The organism is Limnohabitans sp., from assembly GCF_040401135.1.
In the GTDB taxonomy this organism is placed as follows: domain Bacteria; phylum Pseudomonadota; class Gammaproteobacteria; order Burkholderiales; family Burkholderiaceae_C; genus Limnohabitans.
Genome location: NZ_JBBAOV010000020.1, coordinates 13,451 through 32,572 on the forward strand (window position 1 = coordinate 13,451; position 19,122 = coordinate 32,572).

General features: G+C 57.0%; 20 protein-coding genes. 14 read left to right on the forward strand and 6 right to left on the reverse strand.

Annotation, left to right across the window (positions count from 1 at the left end):
* Positions 1–92: 92 nt before the first annotated feature.
* From ABWP81_RS07155 to ABWP81_RS07180, 6 genes are all read left to right on the forward strand, one after another.
* Positions 93–500 (forward strand): rhodanese-like domain-containing protein, encoded by a 408-nt coding sequence (locus tag ABWP81_RS07155; RefSeq protein WP_353140667.1) that lies wholly within the window; start codon positions 93–95, stop codon positions 498–500.
* A 32-nt stretch (positions 501–532) separates the two neighbouring features.
* Positions 533–790, forward strand: a complete 258-nt coding sequence (grxC, locus tag ABWP81_RS07160; protein ID WP_353131574.1) for a glutaredoxin 3 — start codon at positions 533–535, stop codon at positions 788–790.
* A gap of 80 nt (positions 791–870) precedes the next feature.
* Positions 871–1,317 (forward strand): protein-export chaperone SecB, encoded by a 447-nt coding sequence (gene secB, locus ABWP81_RS07165; RefSeq protein ID WP_353131573.1) that lies wholly within the window; start codon positions 871–873, stop codon positions 1,315–1,317.
* 22 nt (positions 1,318–1,339) lie between these two features.
* Entirely contained in the window at positions 1,340–2,368 is a 1,029-nt protein-coding gene (locus ABWP81_RS07170; protein ID WP_353140669.1) for an NAD(P)H-dependent glycerol-3-phosphate dehydrogenase, read from the forward strand.
* Between the two features lie 112 nt (positions 2,369–2,480).
* Positions 2,481–3,140 (forward strand): hypothetical protein, encoded by a 660-nt coding sequence (locus ABWP81_RS07175; protein ID WP_353140672.1) that lies wholly within the window; start codon positions 2,481–2,483, stop codon positions 3,138–3,140.
* A complete protein-coding gene (locus ABWP81_RS07180; RefSeq protein WP_353140675.1) occupies positions 3,140–3,319 on the forward strand; it encodes a hypothetical protein in 180 nt (59 codons plus the stop codon). The genes ABWP81_RS07175 and ABWP81_RS07180 overlap by 1 nt, the downstream gene beginning before the upstream one ends.
* Before the next feature lie 321 nt (positions 3,320–3,640).
* Here the strand turns inward: ABWP81_RS07180 and panC are convergent, their stop codons facing one another.
* Genes panC through metG form a run of 6 tightly spaced genes read right to left on the reverse strand, consistent with a single transcriptional unit; the run spans position 3,641 to position 10,355 of the window.
* Positions 3,641–4,519: a pantoate--beta-alanine ligase gene (panC, locus tag ABWP81_RS07185; protein ID WP_353140678.1), complete on the reverse strand. Its 879-nt coding sequence runs from the start codon at positions 4,517–4,519 to the stop codon at positions 3,641–3,643.
* 28 nt (positions 4,520–4,547) lie between these two features.
* A complete protein-coding gene (gene panB / locus ABWP81_RS07190; RefSeq protein WP_353131568.1) occupies positions 4,548–5,420 on the reverse strand; it encodes a 3-methyl-2-oxobutanoate hydroxymethyltransferase in 873 nt (290 codons plus the stop codon).
* Positions 5,421–5,468: 48 nt separating this feature from the next.
* Entirely contained in the window at positions 5,469–6,266 is a 798-nt protein-coding gene (locus tag ABWP81_RS07195) for a segregation and condensation protein A (protein WP_353140720.1), read from the reverse strand.
* 60 nt (positions 6,267–6,326) lie between these two features.
* Complete coding sequence (locus ABWP81_RS07200) at positions 6,327–6,530, reverse strand: DUF3460 family protein (protein WP_353131567.1); 204 nt, start codon at positions 6,528–6,530, stop codon at positions 6,327–6,329.
* 40 nt (positions 6,531–6,570) lie between these two features.
* Positions 6,571–8,241 carry a SulP family inorganic anion transporter gene (locus tag ABWP81_RS07205; protein WP_353140681.1) on the reverse strand — a complete coding sequence of 557 codons (1,671 nt, stop codon included), beginning with the start codon at positions 8,239–8,241 and terminating at the stop codon, positions 6,571–6,573.
* Between the two features lie 5 nt (positions 8,242–8,246).
* Positions 8,247–10,355 (reverse strand): methionine--tRNA ligase, encoded by a 2,109-nt coding sequence (metG, locus tag ABWP81_RS07210; protein WP_353140684.1) that lies wholly within the window; start codon positions 10,353–10,355, stop codon positions 8,247–8,249.
* Between the two features lie 56 nt (positions 10,356–10,411).
* On the opposite strand from metG, the gene ABWP81_RS07215 reads away from it, so the two are divergent.
* The 8 genes from ABWP81_RS07215 to ABWP81_RS07250 all read left to right on the forward strand — a co-directional run bounded on the left by ABWP81_RS07215 (position 10,412) and on the right by ABWP81_RS07250 (position 19,120).
* A complete protein-coding gene (locus ABWP81_RS07215) occupies positions 10,412–10,690 on the forward strand; it encodes a cupin domain-containing protein (protein ID WP_353140687.1) in 279 nt (92 codons plus the stop codon).
* Between the two features lie 85 nt (positions 10,691–10,775).
* Positions 10,776–11,867, forward strand: coding sequence for an iron-sulfur cluster carrier protein ApbC (apbC, locus tag ABWP81_RS07220; protein ID WP_353131562.1), 1,092 nt, complete (start codon positions 10,776–10,778; stop codon positions 11,865–11,867).
* A gap of 8 nt (positions 11,868–11,875) precedes the next feature.
* Complete coding sequence (locus tag ABWP81_RS07225) at positions 11,876–12,466, forward strand: DUF3305 domain-containing protein (RefSeq protein WP_502905521.1); 591 nt, start codon at positions 11,876–11,878, stop codon at positions 12,464–12,466.
* Complete coding sequence (locus ABWP81_RS07230; RefSeq protein WP_353140690.1) at positions 12,456–13,073, forward strand: DUF3306 domain-containing protein; 618 nt, start codon at positions 12,456–12,458, stop codon at positions 13,071–13,073. Before ABWP81_RS07225 ends, ABWP81_RS07230 begins: the two co-directional genes overlap by 11 nt.
* Positions 13,000–15,099, forward strand: coding sequence for a 4Fe-4S dicluster domain-containing protein (locus ABWP81_RS07235; RefSeq protein ID WP_353140693.1), 2,100 nt, complete (start codon positions 13,000–13,002; stop codon positions 15,097–15,099). The genes ABWP81_RS07230 and ABWP81_RS07235 overlap by 74 nt, the downstream gene beginning before the upstream one ends.
* Before the next feature lie 8 nt (positions 15,100–15,107).
* Positions 15,108–15,725 (forward strand): TorD/DmsD family molecular chaperone, encoded by a 618-nt coding sequence (locus ABWP81_RS07240; protein ID WP_353131558.1) that lies wholly within the window; start codon positions 15,108–15,110, stop codon positions 15,723–15,725.
* A gap of 189 nt (positions 15,726–15,914) precedes the next feature.
* Positions 15,915–16,145 (forward strand): formate dehydrogenase, encoded by a 231-nt coding sequence (locus tag ABWP81_RS07245; protein WP_353140696.1) that lies wholly within the window; start codon positions 15,915–15,917, stop codon positions 16,143–16,145.
* 11 nt (positions 16,146–16,156) lie between these two features.
* Entirely contained in the window at positions 16,157–19,120 is a 2,964-nt protein-coding gene (locus ABWP81_RS07250; RefSeq protein WP_353140699.1) for a formate dehydrogenase subunit alpha, read from the forward strand.
* Positions 19,121–19,122: the final 2 nt, after the last annotated feature.

Here is a 19,122-nt window from a genome sequence, read left to right on the forward strand (position 1 = left end):
AGTGTCAGTTTAAGAGTGGGCATGATTTTAGAATGCTGCACTGACACAATACTTTTATTACCGCTTTTTGCTTTTTTGAACTGGATTACTCTGTGAAATTTCTCCTCGACAACTGGATGTTGATCACCATCGCCCTGAGCTCTGGTTTCTTTTTGCTGCTGCCTGTAGTGCAAGGCGCCGCTGCTACCGGCATCTCACCCACTGAGACGGTGCAATGCATCAACCGTGAAAAGGGCGTGGTGGTGGATGTGTGTGCTGCTGATGAGTTTGCGAAAAGCCACATCAAAGGCGCGGTGAACGTGCCCCTGGATGAGTTGGAGTCGCGATTGATCAAGGCAGTGAAAAATAAAAGTACACCCGTCATCATGGTGTGTGCAGCAGGTGCGCGTTCTAAACGCGCCCAAGCCATTGCGCAAAAGCTGGGTTACGAGAAGGTGCATTCGCTGCACGGCGGGCTGAAAGCATGGAAAGAAGCTAATCTGCCTATTGCCAAAGTTTAATTTTTGGCTTGAATTACCTCGGAGAACCTGTCATGCCCGTTGTCAAGATGTACACCACCGCTGTTTGCCCATTTTGCATCCGAGCCAAGCAGCTGCTCAACGCCAAAGGCGTGTCTGAGATTGAAGAAATTCGCATCGACATCGACGCGCAGGCGCGCGCCTACATGATGGAAGTCACAGGCCGCCGCACGGTGCCGCAAATCTTCATTGGCGACACGCATGTGGGGGGCTGTGACGACTTGATGGCCTTGGACGCCAAGGGCGGCTTGGTCGCATTGCTGCAATCTTGAGCTGACATAATTCAGCCATCCCGATTTGCTGCCCGCTTCGGTTCTGCCGATGCGGGCTTTTTTTGTTTTAGGAAATCACCATGTCAGAAGAACAAGCCACACCCGTGTTTCAAATTCAACGCGTCTATTTGAAAGACCTGTCTTTGGAGCAACCCAACTCCCCCGCCATCCTGACCAGCACCGAACAACCTTCGGTAGACATTCAACTGGCTGTGGGTGTTGAGCAAGTGGCTGAAGGCATTGTGGAAGTGACGGTGACTGCCACCGTGACCACCAAGATTGAAGACAACGTGGTGTTCTTGGTCGAGGCCAAGCAAGCAGGCATTTTTGAAGTGCGCAACTTGCCTGAAGACCAAATGGGGCCCGTCATTGGCATTGCTTGTCCACAAATCATTTATCCCTACCTGCGCGGCAACGTGGCTGACGTGATTCAACGCGCGGGCTTCCCGCCTGTGCACTTGGCAGAAATAAACTTCCAAGCCATGTACGAACAACAGCAGCAACAAGCCGCTGGCTCAGTTCAGTAATTTCACGCCCTAGGCCGTCGATATGAAGATTGCCGTTTTAGGTGCAGGCGCGTGGGGCACGGCGCTGGCGATCAACGCTGGCGCACACCACACCGTGGCGTTGTGGGCACGCGATGTGCCCCAAGCGCAAGCCATGCAAGCCGAGCGTGTGAACACGCGCTACTTGCCTGAGCAGCCCTTCACCGCAGGCGTGCAAGTGTCTTCAGCACCCCTCGGGGCCTGGCTGGCCGAGCAAGACTTGGTCGTCATTGGCTCACCCATGAGCAGCCTGCGCGGCATGCTGACGCAGCTCGCGCCCATCTTGGGCGACAGCGTGCCTGTGGCTTGGTTGTGTAAAGGCTTTGAGGCGGCGCAAGCCGACGCATCAGCCGCAGATGCATTACAAAAAAGCATTGGCTTGATGGCCCACGAAGTCAAGGCCCAAGTGGCCCCCGCATTGCGTGGCGGTGCTTTGAGCGGCCCCAGCTTTGCGCAAGAAGTGGCACGCGGCATGCCCACCGCCTTGGTGGCCGCCAGCAGCGACCCTGCCGCGCGTGATGCCATGGTGCAAGCCTTTCACAACCACAGCCTGCGCGTGTACGCCAACGACGACATCGTGGGCGTAGAGGTGGGTGGCGCGGTGAAAAACGTGTTGGCTATCGCCACAGGTTTGTGCGATGGCTTGCAGCTTGGCCTCAATGCACGCGCCGCACTCATCACACGCGGCTTGGCCGAAATGACACGCTTGGGCGTGGCGCTGGGTGCCAAAACCGAAACCTTCATGGGCTTGTCTGGCTTAGGAGACTTGGTGCTCACCGCCACCGGTGATCTGAGCCGCAACCGCAAAGTGGGCCTGGCCTTGGCCCAAGGTATGACGCTGCAACAAGCGGTGGATTCACTGGGCCATGTGGCTGAAGGCGTGTATTGCGCCCGCACCGTGGTGCAACGTGCGCAGCACTTGGGCGTGGACATGCCCATCGCGCAAGCCGTGGTCGCATTGCTAGATGGGCAAATCACATCCGCGCAAGCTGTGGCTTTATTGATGGGACGAGGAGCCAAAGGTGAAAATTAAATTCATTTTTTTCTTGATGTCATTGGCGGTTTGCTGGGTGAGTCCCAGCGCGCTTGCAAACCAAGACCGAGTCAATACGCAGGATGTAACCTCGATGAAAGAGGGGCAGCCCGTGACTTGGAAAGCCACCCTGGGCACGTACCAAGACTCCGTGACCAAAGACACTTCCACCGATGTCAACCTGCGAGGTAGCACCAAAGACACCCGGTTTTGGTTCGGTTATTACCAAGAACTCACCAACTTCAAACAGTCCCGTTTAGGCGCAGAGCGGGCGATGGACCTGGCTTCCTACGGTAAATTGATTTATTCCTTGCAAGTGGCCAGCGGCGGCTTTGTGGGTGGCAGCCTCACGTGGGATGGCAAACAAGACAACGTCGAGGGTTTGTCTCCACTGTTGGGCTGGGGGCGCACCAATGCCAAGCCCTATGTCAATTTGAACTTTGACCCAAATGATTCCGTGTTGTGGGGCGGCACATATTCGCAGCGCCAAATTGGACAAATTTCGTTGTTTCAAATTTTTGATGACCGATTCAACACAGGTCAGCGCGTGACGCATTTGGTGTGGCGCGGCTCTATGCCAAATTCTGTGAGCTTGGTGGTCGACGCGTTTCATCGTTCTGGCGCCAGCGAAGCTGGCGAGGCCAGAGTCAGCGGTAACGGGCTGGCCACGACCTTGGAAATGCGTGATTATTTTGTGCGCGTTGCTTACGATCAAAAAGCCAACTACACACAGGCCAACATCACGCGTTTGGCCGTAGGCTTTCGGTTCTGATGCGTTTCGTTTTGCTGCTGTGTTGTCTGCTTAGCAGCTGCGGCTCGGTGAGCGAACAATCGTTTTACGAAGGCATTCGCGCCAATGAACGTGCCAAATCGGCGGGGACGGGGCAGGACGACGAGGCTTTGCCTAACTACGACCGATACCGTCAAGAGCGTGAGACTTTGAAGAAATAATTTTCTTGGCTGAGCTCGCTTCTCGCCTAGGGAATGAGCGAGTTCCTCATGCTGGGGTACCAGAAATCGTCACCCGCTCATTCCCTAGACGAGAAGTCTGCGGCCGACAAATGAGTGTTTTAAAACTTTTGGCGCGGATGAATTTCGTCAGCGCGGCATTCCTTCAATCGAAGATTTTCCCGATCACAAAGTCGTGTGCGTGAGGTGCGGCGGCCAACGATTTCTGGTACTCCAGCATGAGGCGGCCGCCGTGCCTCACGCATACGGCCTTAGCCGGAGAAAAACCACCACAAGCACCACCAACGAAGCAGAAGAAAAACCTCAAACTTCGAGGTTATCAATCAAGCGCGTCTTGCCCAATTTAGCCGCACCCAACACCACCAAGGGTTCAGCGCAAGTGCCGCTGACAGGAGACAAATCATGTTGACGGCGCACCGTGAGGTAGTCAGGTTGCCAGCCACGCGCACGCAGCGCTTGCATCGCAGCGGCTTCGATCGCCTCCACGTCCAACTCGCCAGCCGCATTGCCCGTTCGGGCTGCCGCAGCCAAACTCTTCAATGCCATTGACAGCTGCACCGCCTCGGCGCGTTCTTCGGGGCTGAGGTAGCCGTTGCGTGAGCTGAGGGCTAGGCCATCTTCGGCGCGGCGGGTTTCGCCCCCGATGATCTCGATGGGCAAGGCCATTTGCTGCACCATGCGGCGGATGACCATCAGCTGTTGGTAGTCTTTCTTGCCAAACACGGCCAAGTCGGGCTGCACGATGTTGAAGAGCTTGTGCACCACGGTGCTCACGCCCACAAAGAAACCGGGGCGAAATGCGCCTTCCAAGATGTCAGATAGCTCTGCAGGCGGATGCACCTTGAACACTTGGGGGTCGGGGTAGAGGTCTTTTTCGCTCGGGGCAAACACCAGGTCGCAGCCATTGGCCTTCAGCATGGCGCAGTCGTTTTCTAGGGTGCGGGGGTAGGTGTCAAAGTCTTCGTGGGGGCCAAATTGCAGGCGGTTGACGAAGATGCTGGCCACGGTCATGCCAGCACTATGGTGCTTGTTGTCACCTGCACGTTTGTCCACCTCTTGGCGCGCCAGTTGCATCAGATCAAGGTGGCCTTGGTGCAAATTGCCCATGGTGGGCACAAAGGCACGCAGGGCGGCGGGCTTTAAAGCGCGGCGTAGCTCCGCGAGGGTATGAACGATTTGCATGAGACGAAAGAAAGGGCTTGGGGCGCGTTCAGGTCCAAGCGTGTTTGGCGTTATCGGGGAAGGTGCCACCTTTGACGGCGGCCACATAGGCGCTCATGGCGGCTTGCACGCTGGCTTGGCCTTCCATGAAGTTGTGCACGAACTTGGGGTTCTTGCCCAAGTTGACGCCCAGCATGTCATGCATCACCAGCACTTGGCCCGCCGTGCCGTTGCCCGCGCCAATGCCAATGGTGTGGCAGGTTGGCAGTTCTTGGGTCAGGGCGGTCGACAAGGGTTCGGGCACCATTTCTAGCACCAGCATGGAGGCGCCTGCGTCTTGCAGCGCGATGGCTTCTTGGCGCAGCTGGGTGGCCGAGTCGCCGCGACCTTGTACGCGATAGCCGCCCAAGGCGTGCACGGTTTGGGGGGTGAGGCCCAAATGTGCGCACACAGGAATTCCGCGCTCAACCAAAAAATGCACGATGTCGGTGGTCCAGCCGCCGCCTTCGAGCTTCACCATGTGCGCACCTGCCTGCATCAACACGGTGGCGCTGCGCAGGGCTTGCTCTTTGGTTTCTTGGTAGCTGCCAAAGGGCAGGTCGCCAATGATCCACGCTGTGCCTTGCACGCGGCGTATGCCACGGGCCACGCTTTCGACGTGGTAGCGCATGGTGTCTAGGGTGACGCCCACGGTGCTACCCAAGCCTTGGCAGACCATGCCCAGCGAGTCGCCCACCAAAATGCATTCCACGCCCGCCGCATCGGCCACGGCGGCAAAGGTGGCGTCATACGCGGTGAGCATGGTGATTTTTTCATTCCGAGCGCGCAGCTCGTTCAGTCGTGGCAGGCTGATGGGCTTGCGGGCCGCCACGGGGGAGGCGGGGGGCAAAGTGCCGTAAGGCGAGGCGTGGGTATTGCTCATAGAACGGTGTGGCGCAAAGCCAGTCCTGTGTTGCTGAGAGGTTGGAGTTTACGTGGGTGTGTAGGCCAAGCGCACATAAATCGGTGCGAAAGCCTCAGCCTGCGTGATTTCAATCAGCGTTTCTTTGGCTAACTCAAGCAAGGCGATGAAGGTCACCACCAACACGGGCACGCCTTTTTCGGCGTCGAATAATTTTTCGAATTCGACAAAGCGTTGGCCTTGCAGGCGGCGCAGCACGATGCTCATGTGTTCGCGCACCGACAACTCTTCGCGAGTGATTTTGTGGTGCTGTACCAGCTTGGCACGCCTCAAAATGTCGGCCCACGCCTGCTGCAGCTCGACCACATGCACATCAGGAAAGCGCGGTTGCAGCGACTGTTCGATATAGACCTGCGCGCGCAAAAAATCGCGGCCAAATTGCGGTACTTCGTTGAGCTTGGCGGCGGCCAGCTTCATTTGCTCGTATTCGAGCAAGCGGCGCACCAGCTCGGCGCGGGGGTCTTCGGGTTCTTGGCCTTCTGCCACCTTTTTGGGCGGCAGAAGCATGCGTGATTTGATTTCAATCAGCATGGCGGCCATTAGCAGGTATTCGGCGGCCAGCTCTAGGTTGCGCGTGCGAATTTCGTCCACATAGCTCAGATACTGGCGCGTGAGCGCTGCCATGGGAATGTCGAGGATGTTGAAGTTTTGCTTGCGGATGAGGTACAGCAGCAAGTCCAGCGGACCTTGGAAGGCCTCGAGGAAAACTTCTAACGCATCTGGCGGAATGTACAAATCCTGCGGCATGGCAAACAGTGGCTCGCCATATAGGCGGGCCACGGCCACGTTGTCGATCACCTCTGGCATCACAGAGGAGATGCGCGCCTCGTCGTTAGGCAGGGTGGAGTCGGCAGGATGCACGGATGGTTATGCGTTGGTTTGATAGGGGTAAGGCTTTTGCGCCACGCGGCCCGCTGCGTTGTCTTGCTGAATTTCGGTGTTTACTTGTTTGTCCCACAACAAAGCGCGGCCATCGCGCTGTTCTTTTTCGAGTGTGGGCTTGTTGGCCTTGAGCGACTCGATGAACTGAGTGACTTCGGAGGTGTAGCTGTCACGTTGAAAAATTGACATGGTGAAGTTCCTAATTGGCTATCTTGAAATTGCATGAATTTTAACGACCGAGGGCCATGGCCAAACCGTGGCTCAAATCGGCCACAAGGTCTGTGTCAGGTAAGGCGTGCAGCAAACCGCTGCGCTTCGCCATGTCCAGCGGCTGGTGGTCCAAGCCAGACAAAATGAGGCGTACCTTTTTTTTCTTGCACGTTCGCACCAGGGCCAGCAAGGCGTCGGCGCCCGACGAGTCGACATAGATGAGGTTTTTCAGGTCCAGCACCACGGCTTGTGACGGCAGGGTTTCTTCAATCGCCTCCACCAGTTTGACCGCCCCAAAAAACAAAGCGCCATACAGACGGTGGGCATGGACATCTGTTTCATGGCCCACGAGTTCAGGAAAGGCTTGGGCTTGCACCTGCTCGACACGGCTAAGGCTAGAGATGCGGTAGATGAAGGTGAGGCAAGCGGCCATCAGGCCGACCTCGACCGCCACCGTTAAATCGAGGATGACGGTGAGCAAAAACACCGACAACAACGTGGCGCGGTAGGGCAGACGGAACTGGCGTAGGTGCACAAATTCACGCCACTCGCCCATGTTCCAAGCGACAAACATTAGGATGGCCGACAGCGCGGCCAGTGGCACATCCCCCGCCAGGGGTGCGGCCACCAGCATGACCAGAAGCAGCGTGGCCGCATGCACCATGCCCGCCACGGGGCTGTTGCCACCGTTTTTCACGTTGGTCACGGTGCGGGCAATCGTGCCTGTGGCGGGCATACCGCCAAAAAATGGCGTGATGATGTTGGCAATGCCTTGGGCCATCAGCTCTTGGTTGGCATCGTGGCGGTCGCCGTAGGGGCCGTCGGCCATCATTTGGTCGGCAATGCGGGCGCACAAGAGCGACTCGATCGAGCCCAACAAGGCCAGTGTGGTGGCGGGAATGAGCAAGAACTTGGCGGTGTCCCAGCTGAACGCCGGCCACGCAAAAGTGGGTAAGTTGCTGGGAATACTGCCAAAGCGTGAGGCGATGGTGTCGACTTCGAGCCCCATCATTTTTGCTGCCACGGTGGCACCCACCAGCACCACGATGGAGCCAGGGATGGTGGCAAAACTTTTGGTGCTGGGCATGCCCCTGGCCATGCGTGGCAAAGCCAACTGCCAAAACGCCAACACCGCCAAGCAGACCACGGCCAAGCCCAAGGCCTCGCCGTTGTAACTGCTGAGGTTGGCGTTGATCGTGTGCAAGATGCCAAAAAAATCGGCAGGCATGCTGGTGATGGGCATACCCAAAAAGTCTTTGAGTTGTGACACGATGATGAGCACCGCAATGCCGTTGGTAAACCCAATCACAACAGCCACGGGAATGAAGCGAATCAGCGTGCCCAATCGCAGCAAGCCCATGAAAAACAAAATCACTCCCGACATGGCGGTGGCAATGATGAGGTTGGCCAGGCCGTAGCGCTCCAAGATGCCGTACACGATGACGATGAACGCACCCGCTGGCCCACCAATCTGCACGCGGCTGCCACCCAAGGCGGAGATTAAAAACCCAGCAATGATGGCGGTGAACAAACCCGCCTCAGGCTTGAGCCCCGACGCAATGGCAAACGCCATGGCCAGGGGAAGCGCTACCACCCCCACCGTGATGCCCGCGCCCACATCTTGGTAAAAACGCTGGCGCGTGTAGCCTTTTAGCGAATCAACAACGTGGGGGCGAAAAAAGTTAAACATGAGAGTTAATGAATCCTCATGCCGGGCTTTGCTCCGGGCCATGGGTGCAGCACATAGATGCCGGGCTCGGCTTTTTCGTCGGCGTGGCTGGCGGCAAGCACCATGCCTTCGCTGACGCCAAACTTCATCTTGCGCGGGGCCAAGTTGGCCACCATCACGGTGAGCTTGCCCTTGAGGTCTTCGGGTTTGTACATGCTGGCGACGCCTGAAAAGACGTTTCGTGTTTTACCTTCGCCCACATCGAGCGTGAGACGTAGCAGCTTGGTCGAGCCTTCCACCGCTTCGCAGTTGACGATTTCGGCAATGCGCAAATCGATCTTGGCAAAGTCGTCGATGCTGATGGTGGGGGCGATGGGTTCGCCGCCGGGAGTGACTTTTTCTTCCAAGACAGCGGGTGGTTCAAACAGAGCTTCGAGTTGTTCGGGCGTGACGCGTTGCATGAGGTGTTGGTAGGGTTGAATGTGGGTCACGTGGCCAGTGGTCGACCAGTTTTGCATGGAAGCGCCGGTGAAAGTTTCGACCGCTTGCGCGAGTGACGGCAACACAGGTGCCAAGTAGCGGCTCAACTCTGTAAAGGCATTGATAAGCAACGAACACACTTGGTGCAAGGCTTCGTTGTTGGCTGTATCTTTGGCCAAGTCCCAAGGCTTGTGTTGGTCCACGTACGAATTAACCTTGTCGGCCAGCAACATGATTTCGCGGGCGGCTTTGCCGTACTCGCGTGCGTCGTAGGCATGGGCAATGCTGTCTTTGGCCGCGTGAATGTCGCTCAGCAACGCCGTGCCTTGCTCGTCAAATGACGGCGTCAATTTGCCTTCAAAGCGCTTGGTCAAGAAGCCCGCCGCACGCGATGCAATGTTGACAAACTTGCCAATCAAATCGCTGTTCACGCGCAGCATGAAGTCTTCGGCGTTGAAGTCGATGTCTTCATTCTTGTTGTTCAGCTTGGTGGCCAAGTAGTAGCGCAGCCACTCGGGGTTCATGCCGAGGCTCAGATACTTGAGCGGATCCAGGCCCGTGCCTCGGCTTTTGCTCATCTTCTCGCCGTTGTTAACAGTGAGGAAGCCGTGCACAAACACGTTGTTGGGCGTTTTGCGACCGCTAAAGTGCAGCATGGCGGGCCAGAACAAGGTGTGGAAGGTGACGATGTCTTTGCCGATGAAGTGGTACTGCTCTAGCTCGGGGTTGGCCATGTAGGCGTCGTAGTCAGGGCGTTTCGAATCTAAGGATCGGCGCTTATCGAGCAAGTTTTTCAGCGAGGCCAAGTAGCCCACGGGCGCGTCGAGCCATACATAAAAGTATTTGCCAGGGGCATCCGGAATTTCGATGCCAAAGTAAGGTGCATCACGCGAGATGTCCCAGTCGCCCAAGCCTTCGCTGGTGGTGCCATCGACGTTGGTGCGCACGCTAAACCATTCTTTGACCTTGTTGGCTACTTCGGGTTGCAGCCGTGGCTTGCCACTTTCGTCTTTGTCTTGTGTCCACTTTTCCAAAAACGCCACGCATCGCGGGTCTGACAGTTTGAAGAAGAAGTGTTCCGAGCTTTTCATCTCAGGCTTAGCGCCGGACAAAGCGGAGAAGGGGTTGATCAGGTCGGTGGGGGCGTAAACCGCGCCGCACAGCTCGCAGTTGTCGCCGTATTGCTCTTTGGCGTGGCACTTGGGGCATTCGCCTTTGATAAAGCGGTCGGGCAAGAACATGTTCTTTTCTGGGTCGAAGAACTGGTCAATCGTGCGCCGCTCAATCAACGAGCCGCCTTCTGACTCTGGGATGTCGCGCAAGTCACGGTAAATCTGTTGAGCCAACTCGTGGTTCTCAGGTGCATCGGTGCTGTGCCAGTTGTCAAACGCGATGTGAAAGCCGTCCAAATAGGGCTTGCGGCCTGAGGCGATGTGGGCCACAAACTGCTGGGGTGTGACGCCGGCCTTCTCGGCGGCGATCATGATGGGCGCGCCATGCGTGTCGTCCGCGCACACGAAATCGACCTTGTGGCCCTGCATTCGCTGGAAACGCACCCAGATGTCGGCCTGGATGTACTCCATGATGTGGCCGATGTGGAAGTTGCCGTTGGCGTAGGGCAGTGCGGTGGTGACGAAGAGCTGGCGCTGGGACATTTGAGAACAAGACCTTAAGGCGAAGGGGTCGATTTTAGTTCCAGCAGAATGCGCGCATGAACTTACCCAGCTTTGACGAATTCCGCCAAAAAGCCCTAGCCGCTGGTTTTGACGAGGTGATCGAACGCGAATGGTCGCCCAACACCGTGCTGGACACCCATACCCATCCGTTTGGCGTGCATGCCTTGCTCACGCGCGGCGAGATGTGGCTGACCATGAACGGCCATACCCAGCACTTGGTGCCGGGCTCTATTTTTGAGCTTGAGCCTAACGTGCCACATGACGAGCTTTATGGCGCTGAAGGCGCGGCTTATTGGGTGGCGCGGAAAAACTAAATCCATCTTCCTGTTGGGTCTGCACGACCAGCGGCCGACCCCGCGCTAGACTTGCGCGCATTCCTCCTTATGTAAAAGAATTCTTATGGCCCTGACTGAACAAGCACTACACGCAGCCCTGCAAACCGTGATTGACCCCAACACGGGTAAAGACTTTGTCACCACCAAAGCACTGAAGAACCTGCAGATCAACGGCAGCGATGTGTCGTTTGACGTGGTGCTGGGCTACCCCGCCAAAAGTCAGATTCCCATTTTTCGTAAAGAGCTGATTGCTGCGGCCAAAAGCGTGGCGGGCGTCGACAACGTGTCTGCCAACATCAGCATGAACATCGTGGCGCACGCTGCGCAGCGCGGTGTGGCTTTGTTGCCGCAAGTCAAAAACATCATTGCTGTGGCCTCGGGCAAAGGCGGCGTAGGCAAAAGCACCACCGCCGCCAACTTGGCCCTGGCCTTGGCCGCCGAAGGTGCCAGCGTGGGTTTGCTGGATGCCGACATTTACGGCCCCAGCCAGCCCATGATGATGGGCATCGAAGGCCGCCCCGAGAGCAGTGACGGCCAGACCATGGACCCCATGGAAAACTATGGCGTGCAAGTCATGTCCATCGGCTTCTTGGTGGACCAAGACGAAGCCATGATTTGGCGCGGCCCCATGGCCACCCAAGCGCTGGAGCAGTTGCTGCGCCAAACCAACTGGAAGGCTTTGGACTATTTGATCGTCGACATGCCACCCGGTACCGGCGACATTCAGCTCACGCTCAGCCAGCGCGTGCCCATGACGGGCGCGGTGATCGTCACCACGCCGCAAGACATTGCGCTGCTCGATGCTAAAAAAGGCATCAAGATGTTCGAAAAAGTGGGCGTGCCCATTCTCGGCTTGGTCGAAAACATGGCGGTGCACGTGTGCACCAACTGCGGCCACATTGAACACATCTTTGGCGCCGATGGCGGCAAGAAGTTGGCTGCAAAAGACGGCATGGACTACCTTGGCGCGTTGCCTCTCAACATGCAAATTCGCCTGCAAGCCGACAGCGGCAAGCCTACGGTGGTGGCCGATCCCGACGGCGAAATGGCTGGCATCTACAAGGCGGTCGCCCGCCAAGTGGCGGTGAAGATTGCGTCGAAAGCCAAAGACTTCTCCAGCAAATTCCCCAGCATCAAGATTTCTAAAGAGACTTGATGTCCAACATGACGCAGCGCCCCAGCCTACAAGTGGCCGTGGTCATGCGCCGTGAGCGCGTGCCTGGTGACATGAGCCGTTGGCAGCCTTGGCGTTGGGTGCTGCACGACGTCACAGGTCACGACGTGCAGCCGCATGCCGAACACTTTGGCACCGAGCCGCGCTGCATGCGCCAAACTGACGATGAGCAAATTTGGTTGCACCCCGGCTTCACGGTGGCGCTGTTCAAAGACGATGCCGAGGGTTATTACCTCAACGCCTCGTCACCTGCGCCGTGCTGGTTTGTGTTGTGGCGCATGGAAGAAGAGCCCAGCATTGGTGACGACGTGATGGCTGTGCCCACCATGGTCAGCCTGAGCTACCACGACGCTGGTCGCTGGCTCGACGCCCAAGAAAATGTGGACCAAGTGCCGGCCCCCGCCGAAGTGGTGGCTTGGATGAGTGAATTCATTGACGAGCACATGGTGGTGGAGAGCAAACGCCGCAAGCGCCCCGATAGCTTTAGAAGTTTGCAAGACCGCTTTGGCAACCCTGCTTCTGTGAGCACCGAAAAAATGCGCGGTGGTGGTCAACACAACGGAGGCGGTCATGGCCAATGACGATGACACCCCCGCTGGCTTTTTAAGCCGCTGGTCGCGCCGCAAAGTTGATGAACGCGCGGGCCGCCCTTTGGACGAGCCCAAGCCTGTTGAAGCTCAGCTCGGTAATTTGCCACCGAATTTGCCAATATCGGCGCATCCAACAACCGCCGCCGTGGATGCACAACCTGCAAAACCACCCCCAACTTTGGCCGATACCCAGCAACTCACCCCTGATTCCGACTTCACGGGCTTCATGGCCCGAGGCGTCGCACCCGACGTGAAAAACGCGGCCATGAAAAAGCTGTTTGCCGACCCGCACTTCAATGTGATGGATGGCTTGGATATCTACATCGATGACTACGGCATTCCCGACCCGCTGCCCTTGGCTATGCTGCGCCAAATGACCAGTGCCAAGACTTTGAACTTGTTTAATGACGAGCCCGAGGAACTGGCCGAAACCCGCGTGGGTGACACACCCGCCCCTGAAGATCCCAAAGTCGTGGCACAGTCCGACCTTACTGAGAACACTTTTAACCCCGAGCCCACCACGCATGACCACGCTGATTTGCGACTGCAACCAGACCCAACCTCTGGACCCGAAGGCGCTGAGCCAAAGCCTGTCTGAGCCGCTCACGCTGCACACCGCGTTGTGCCGTCGTGAGGCTGGTGCTTTCATCCAAGCCGTGCAAGGCACGGAGGACGTGGTGGTGGCCTGCACCCAAGAACAGCGCCTGTTTGGCGACTTGGCTGTGGAGGCGCAAGCCAAAACATCGGTCATCAAATTCGTCAACATCCGTGAGACCGGCGGCTGGAGTGTTGACGCCAAAAACGCCTCACCCAAAATTGCTGCGCTATTAGCCGCCGCACACTTGCCCGACCCAGAGCCAGTGCCCACGGTCACGTTCAAAAGTGCGGGACGCTTGCTGATTTTGGGACAAATTGACGAGGCTGAACAGGCTGCTGCCTTGCTGGCCGACACCCTGAATGTGACGATCTTCACTCATGGTGCGGGCATGGCAGGCGGTGCGCAAAGCCGCCGCTACCCCGTGTTGGGCGGCAAAGTGCTGCGTGTGGAAGGCTGGCTGGGTGCATTCAAATTAGCTTGGCAAAACAACAACCCGATTGACCTTGACCTGTGCACACGTTGCAACGCCTGCGTGGCTGCCTGCCCCGAGCAAGCGATTGGTCTTGACTACCAAATTGACCTGAACAAGTGCAGTGCGCACCGCGATTGCGTGACCGCTTGCGGCGCGGTGGGTGCCATCAACTTTCAACGCTTGGCCACAGAAGAAGCGGCCGAGTTCGACCTGGTGCTTGACTTGCGTGAGCAAACCGCGTTTAACCGCCACGCACTGCCGCAAGGCTATTTCCGCGGTGCAAGCGCCGCCAACCTGTTGCGCTTACGTGAGCTGGTGGGCGAGTTTGAAAAGCCCAAGTTTTTTGACTACAAACAAAAGCTGTGCGCCCACAGCCGCAACGAACAAGTGGGCTGCAACGCCTGCGTGGACATTTGCTCTGCCGAAGCCGTGAGCTCCGACAAGTCGCGCCAACAAATCAAGGTCAACCCCAACCTGTGCGTGGGCTGCGGTGCATGCACCACGGTGTGCCCCACAGGCGCATTGACCTATGCCTATCCTCGTGCCAGCGAGCAAGGCGTCAAGCTCAAGACCTTGCTGAACACCTACCAAAAAGCAGGCGGCAAAGACGCCGTCATCTTGTTACACAGCCAAGAGGCTGGCCAAGCTTTGGTGAATGAGCTGGGACGTGCAGCGCAACTCAAAGTTGCCAAAGGCTTGCCAGCGCATGTAATTCCCGTGTCGTTGTGGCACACCGCTAGCCTCGGGCTCGATGTGTGGCTGACAGCTTTGGCCTATGGCGCAGCCCAAGTGCTGGTGCTGCACACGGCCGAAGAAGCGCCTCAATACGCCGACGGTTTGCAGGCGCAAATGCGCCAAGCGCAGGCCCTGCTCGAAGGTTTGGGTTATGCCAAAGCTGGCCAAATGCCTGTGCAGTTGTTGCACGCCACACAAGCTTTGGATCTCGACGCCGAGCTGCAACGCCTCACCACTGGCAAACAGCGTTTGAGCAGCACCGTGCCTTTGGCCACGTTTGCTGTGATGGCTGAAAAGCGCAGCACGCTCAGCATGGTGATTGACCATTTGCTTGAACACGCGCCGGTTTTGAAAACCGCTGCGGCCCCCGAAGCCTTGGCGCTGCCCAAAGACGGCTCGCTGTTTGGTTCGGTCGACGTCAACAAAGACAGCTGCACCTTGTGCATGAGCTGCGTCAGTGCTTGCCCCGCCAATGCGCTGCAAGACAACCAACAAGCACCGCAACTGCGCTTCTTTGAAAAGAACTGCGTGCAGTGTGGCTTGTGCGTTAGCACTTGCCCTGAAAACGCGCTCAGCCTTGTGCCGCGCTTGTTGCTCACGCCACAACGCAAAGAAGTGCGCGTGCTGAACGAAACCCAGCCCTACGGCTGCGTGCGCTGCGGCAAGGCCTTTGGCACGCTCAAAGGCATCGAAACCATGATTGGCAAACTGGCTGGTCACTCGATGTTCCAAGGCGATGCGTTGCAGCGTTTAAAGATGTGTGGCGACTGCCGCGTGATTGACATTTACTCTGCCGGCGACGAGCAAAAAATCGTTTAAAAATTTGTATGACCGAACCTCATTTATCCTCCGCCCTTGACGAAGAAACCGCACGCGCCGAGCTGTACGGTTTGATTTCCGAGTTGTTCTACGCACCTGCGCGCCCCGAGCTGTTGACGCAGTTGCGCGTGGCCGCCACGGAGGCGCCCACTGCCGGTGGCTTTTTGGAAGAGCCTTGGCGTCAGTTGGTGGGCCTGGCCCGCGAGATGGACGACCAGAGTATTCAAAACGAACACAACGCCCTGTTTGGCGGTGTAGGCAAGCCCGAGGTGTATGTGTTTGCCTCACATTTTTTGACGGGCTTTTTGAACGAAAAGCCTTTGGCTCAAATGCGCACCGACTTGGCCGCCTTGGGTCTAGGCCGCGACGACACCACCATGTCTGAGACCGAAGACCATGTGTCTTATGTGTTCGAGGTCATGCGCTTTTTGGTGGCGGGTGAGGACGTGGCGGTGTCCAACCTCACGCAACAAGCCAAGTTCTTTGCTGCCCATGTGCAAACCTGGTTGCCCGCGTTTTGTGATGCTGTGCAAGCCACGCCGCGTGCCCGTTTTTATGCCTCCTTGGCCGAGCTGACCCGAGCGTTTGTCAGCGTGGAAGCTCAGGGCTTTGACATGCTGGCTTAACGCCTCTTTTGCGCCTCGAATCTGTTTTTGATGCGCATCTCATGACGCATAAGTGACAGATGTGGCTTTTTGGCTTAGCTATTTTGAATGTATTCTCGCGCTCATGGCGTTTGTACGTACAAGGCTAAACCACATCGTTGATACATTATGCAAAGTCGTTCATATCCACGGCATCACGAGGAGCTCAAAATGCTAAAAGACCAAGTCAAAGACCAAGCCAAAAATCAAGCGACACCATCGCGCCGAGGCTTCTTCATGGGCGCTGCTGCCGCAGGTGCTGCCGCTGCAGCCGTCACGGCGATGCCCGGCCTCAGCGCACCCTCTGCTGAACTGAACACACTTCCACCTGCGCCCCAAAACGGCGGCGGCTACAGCTTGAGCGAACACGTCAAGCGTTACTACCAGACCGCCCGCGTCTGAAGGAGCACATCATGTTGTTAACACGTAAAACTGACGCCGCTGCCCAAACCTCTGGCAGCTCTGCATTTGTCGGCCGCTTGCAACGCGGTTTGTCACAAGCTTTGCCAACCCTTGACCGTCGTGGCTTTTTGCGCCGCTCTGGCCTCGGTATTGGTGTGGGCTTGGCCGCCACGCAGCTGAGCTTGGTGAAAAAAGCCAGTGCCTCTGGTGCGTTTTCTAGCGCTGGCGCGAGCAAGATTGAAGTCAAGCGCACTGTGTGTACCCACTGCTCGGTGGGTTGCGCGGTGGATGCCGTGGTTGAAAACGGCGTCTGGGTACGCCAAGAAGCGGTGTTTGATTCCCCCATCAACCTCGGCGCGCATTGCGCCAAAGGTGCGGCCCTGCGTGAGCACGGCCACGGCGAGTTCCGCCTGCGTTACCCCATGAAGCTGGTCAACGGCAAGTACGAGCGCATCAGCTGGGACACTGCCCTTGACGAAATCAGCGCCAAGCTGCTTGAGCTGCGCAAAACATCAGGTCCAGACAGTGTGTACTGGATTGGCTCTTCCAAGCACAACAACGAACAAGCCTACCTGTTGCGCAAGTTTGTCAGCTACTTCGGTAGCAACAACTGTGACCACCAAGCCCGTATTTGCCACTCCACCACCGTGGCTGGTGTGGCCAACACGTGGGGTTATGGCGCAATGACCAACTCGTACAACGACATGCAAAACAGCAAGGTCGCCATGTACATCGGCTCCAATGCCGCTGAAGCGCACCCTGTGTCGATGCTGCACATGTTGAATGCCAAAGAAAACGGCTGCAAGATGATCGTGGTTGATCCACGTTTCACACGCACAGCGGCTAGGGCTGACGAGTTCGTGCGCATTCGCTCTGGCTCGGACATCGCCTTCTTGTTTGGCCTCTTGCACGTCATCTTCAAGAACGGCTGGGAAGACAAAAAATACATCAACGACCGCGTGTTCGGCATGGACAAGGTCAAAGAAGAAGTCATGGCCAAGTGGACGCTCGACAAAGTCGAAGAAGTCTGCGGTGTGTCTCCAGAACAAGTCACCCTTGTGGCCAAGATGCTGCACGACAACAACCCCGGCACCATTGTTTGGTGTATGGGTCAAACCCAACACACCACGGGTAATGCCATCGTCCGTGCCTCTTGTATTTTGCAGTTGGCCTTGGGCAACGTGGGCAAGACCGGCGGCGGTACCAATATTTTCCGCGGCCATGACAACGTGCAAGGCGCAACCGACGTGGGCCCTAACCCCGACTCATTGCCCGGCTACTACGGACTTGCCGAAGGTTCTTGGAAGCACTTCGCCAAAGCGTGGGGTGTTGAATTTGATTGGATCAAAGGCCGCTTTGCCTCGCCTGCCATGATGAGCAAGCCCGGCATCACTTTGTCACGCTGGATCGACGGCGTGATGGAGAACAACGAACTCATTGACCAAGACAGCAACCTCAAGGCCGTGTTCTATTGGGGTCATGCACCCAACTCACAAACCCGTGGCTTAGAGATGAAGCGCGCCATGGACAAGCTGGACTTGTTGGTGGTGGTTGACCCTTACCCATCAGCTACAGCCGCGATGGCAGCGATGCCCGGCAAAGCCGAAGACCTCAACCCCAACCGCGCGGTGTACCTGTTGCCCGCTTCCACGCAGTTTGAAACCAGTGGCTCATGCACCGCATCGAACCGCTCTATTCAATGGCGCGAAAAGGTCATCGAGCCCTTGTGGGAAAGCCGTTCTGACCACATGATCATGTATCAGTTCGCGCAAAAGCTGGGCTTTGGTCCTGAGCTGGTCAAGAACTACAAGCTGCAAAAAGTCAAAGGCATGGACGAACCCATGGTCGAAGACATCTTGCGCGAAATCAACAAGTCGGTTTGGACTATTGGCTACACCGGCCAAAGCCCTGAGCGACTGAAGGCCCACATGAAGAACATGCACTTGTTCGACGTGAAGACCCTCAAGTCCAGAGGCGGCAAAGACAAAGAAACCGGTTACGACTTTGGCGGCGACTACTTTGGCTTGCCTTGGCCTTGCTACGGCACACCCGAACTCAAGCACCCTGGCTCACCTAACCTGTACGACAACTCCAAGCACGTCATGGAAGGCGGCGGTAACTTCCGCGCCAACTTCGGCGTGGAAAAAGACGGCAAAAACTTGTTGGCTGAAGATGGCTCGCACTCCAAAGGTGCCGACATCACCACCGGCTACCCAGAGCTTGACCACGTGTTGCTCAAAAAGCTTGGCTGGTGGGACGAACTCACCGATGCTGAAAAACCATTGGCCGAGGGCAAGAACTGGAAGACCGACAACTCGGGCGGCATGATACGGGTGTTCATGCAAAACCACGGTTGCCATCCCTTCGGCAACGCCAAAGCGCGTGCCGTGGTGTGGAACTTCCCAGATCCAATCCCACAACACCGCGAGCCTTTGTATGGCACACGTCCCGACTTGATGGAAAAGTACCCCACGCACGCTGACAGAAAAGCGTTCTGGCGTCTTCCCACCTTGTTCAAAACGATTCAAGACAAAAACCTGGCCGACAAGGTGCACGAGAAATTCCCGCTCATCCTCACATCCGGCCGATTGGTCGAATACGAAGGTGGCGGCGAAGAAACCCGTTCCAACCCTTGGTTGGCCGAGTTGCAACAAGAAGCCTATGTGGAAATCAACCCCAAGACCGCTGCTGACCGTGGCATTCGCAACGGTGAGCGTGTGTGGCTAAAAAGCCCCACGGGTGCTCGGTTGAACGTACAAGCCTTGGTGACCGAGCGCGTGGATTCAGGCACCGTTTGGATGCCTTTCCACTTCTCTGGCCGCTGGCAAGGTGAAGACATGCTCAAACACTACCCCAAGGGCGCAGCCCCTGTGGTGCGTGGTGAAGCCGTCAACACTGCTACGACCTATGGATACGACAGCGTCACCATGATGCAAGAGTCCAAGACCACTGTTTGCGACATCGAACGCGCCTAAGG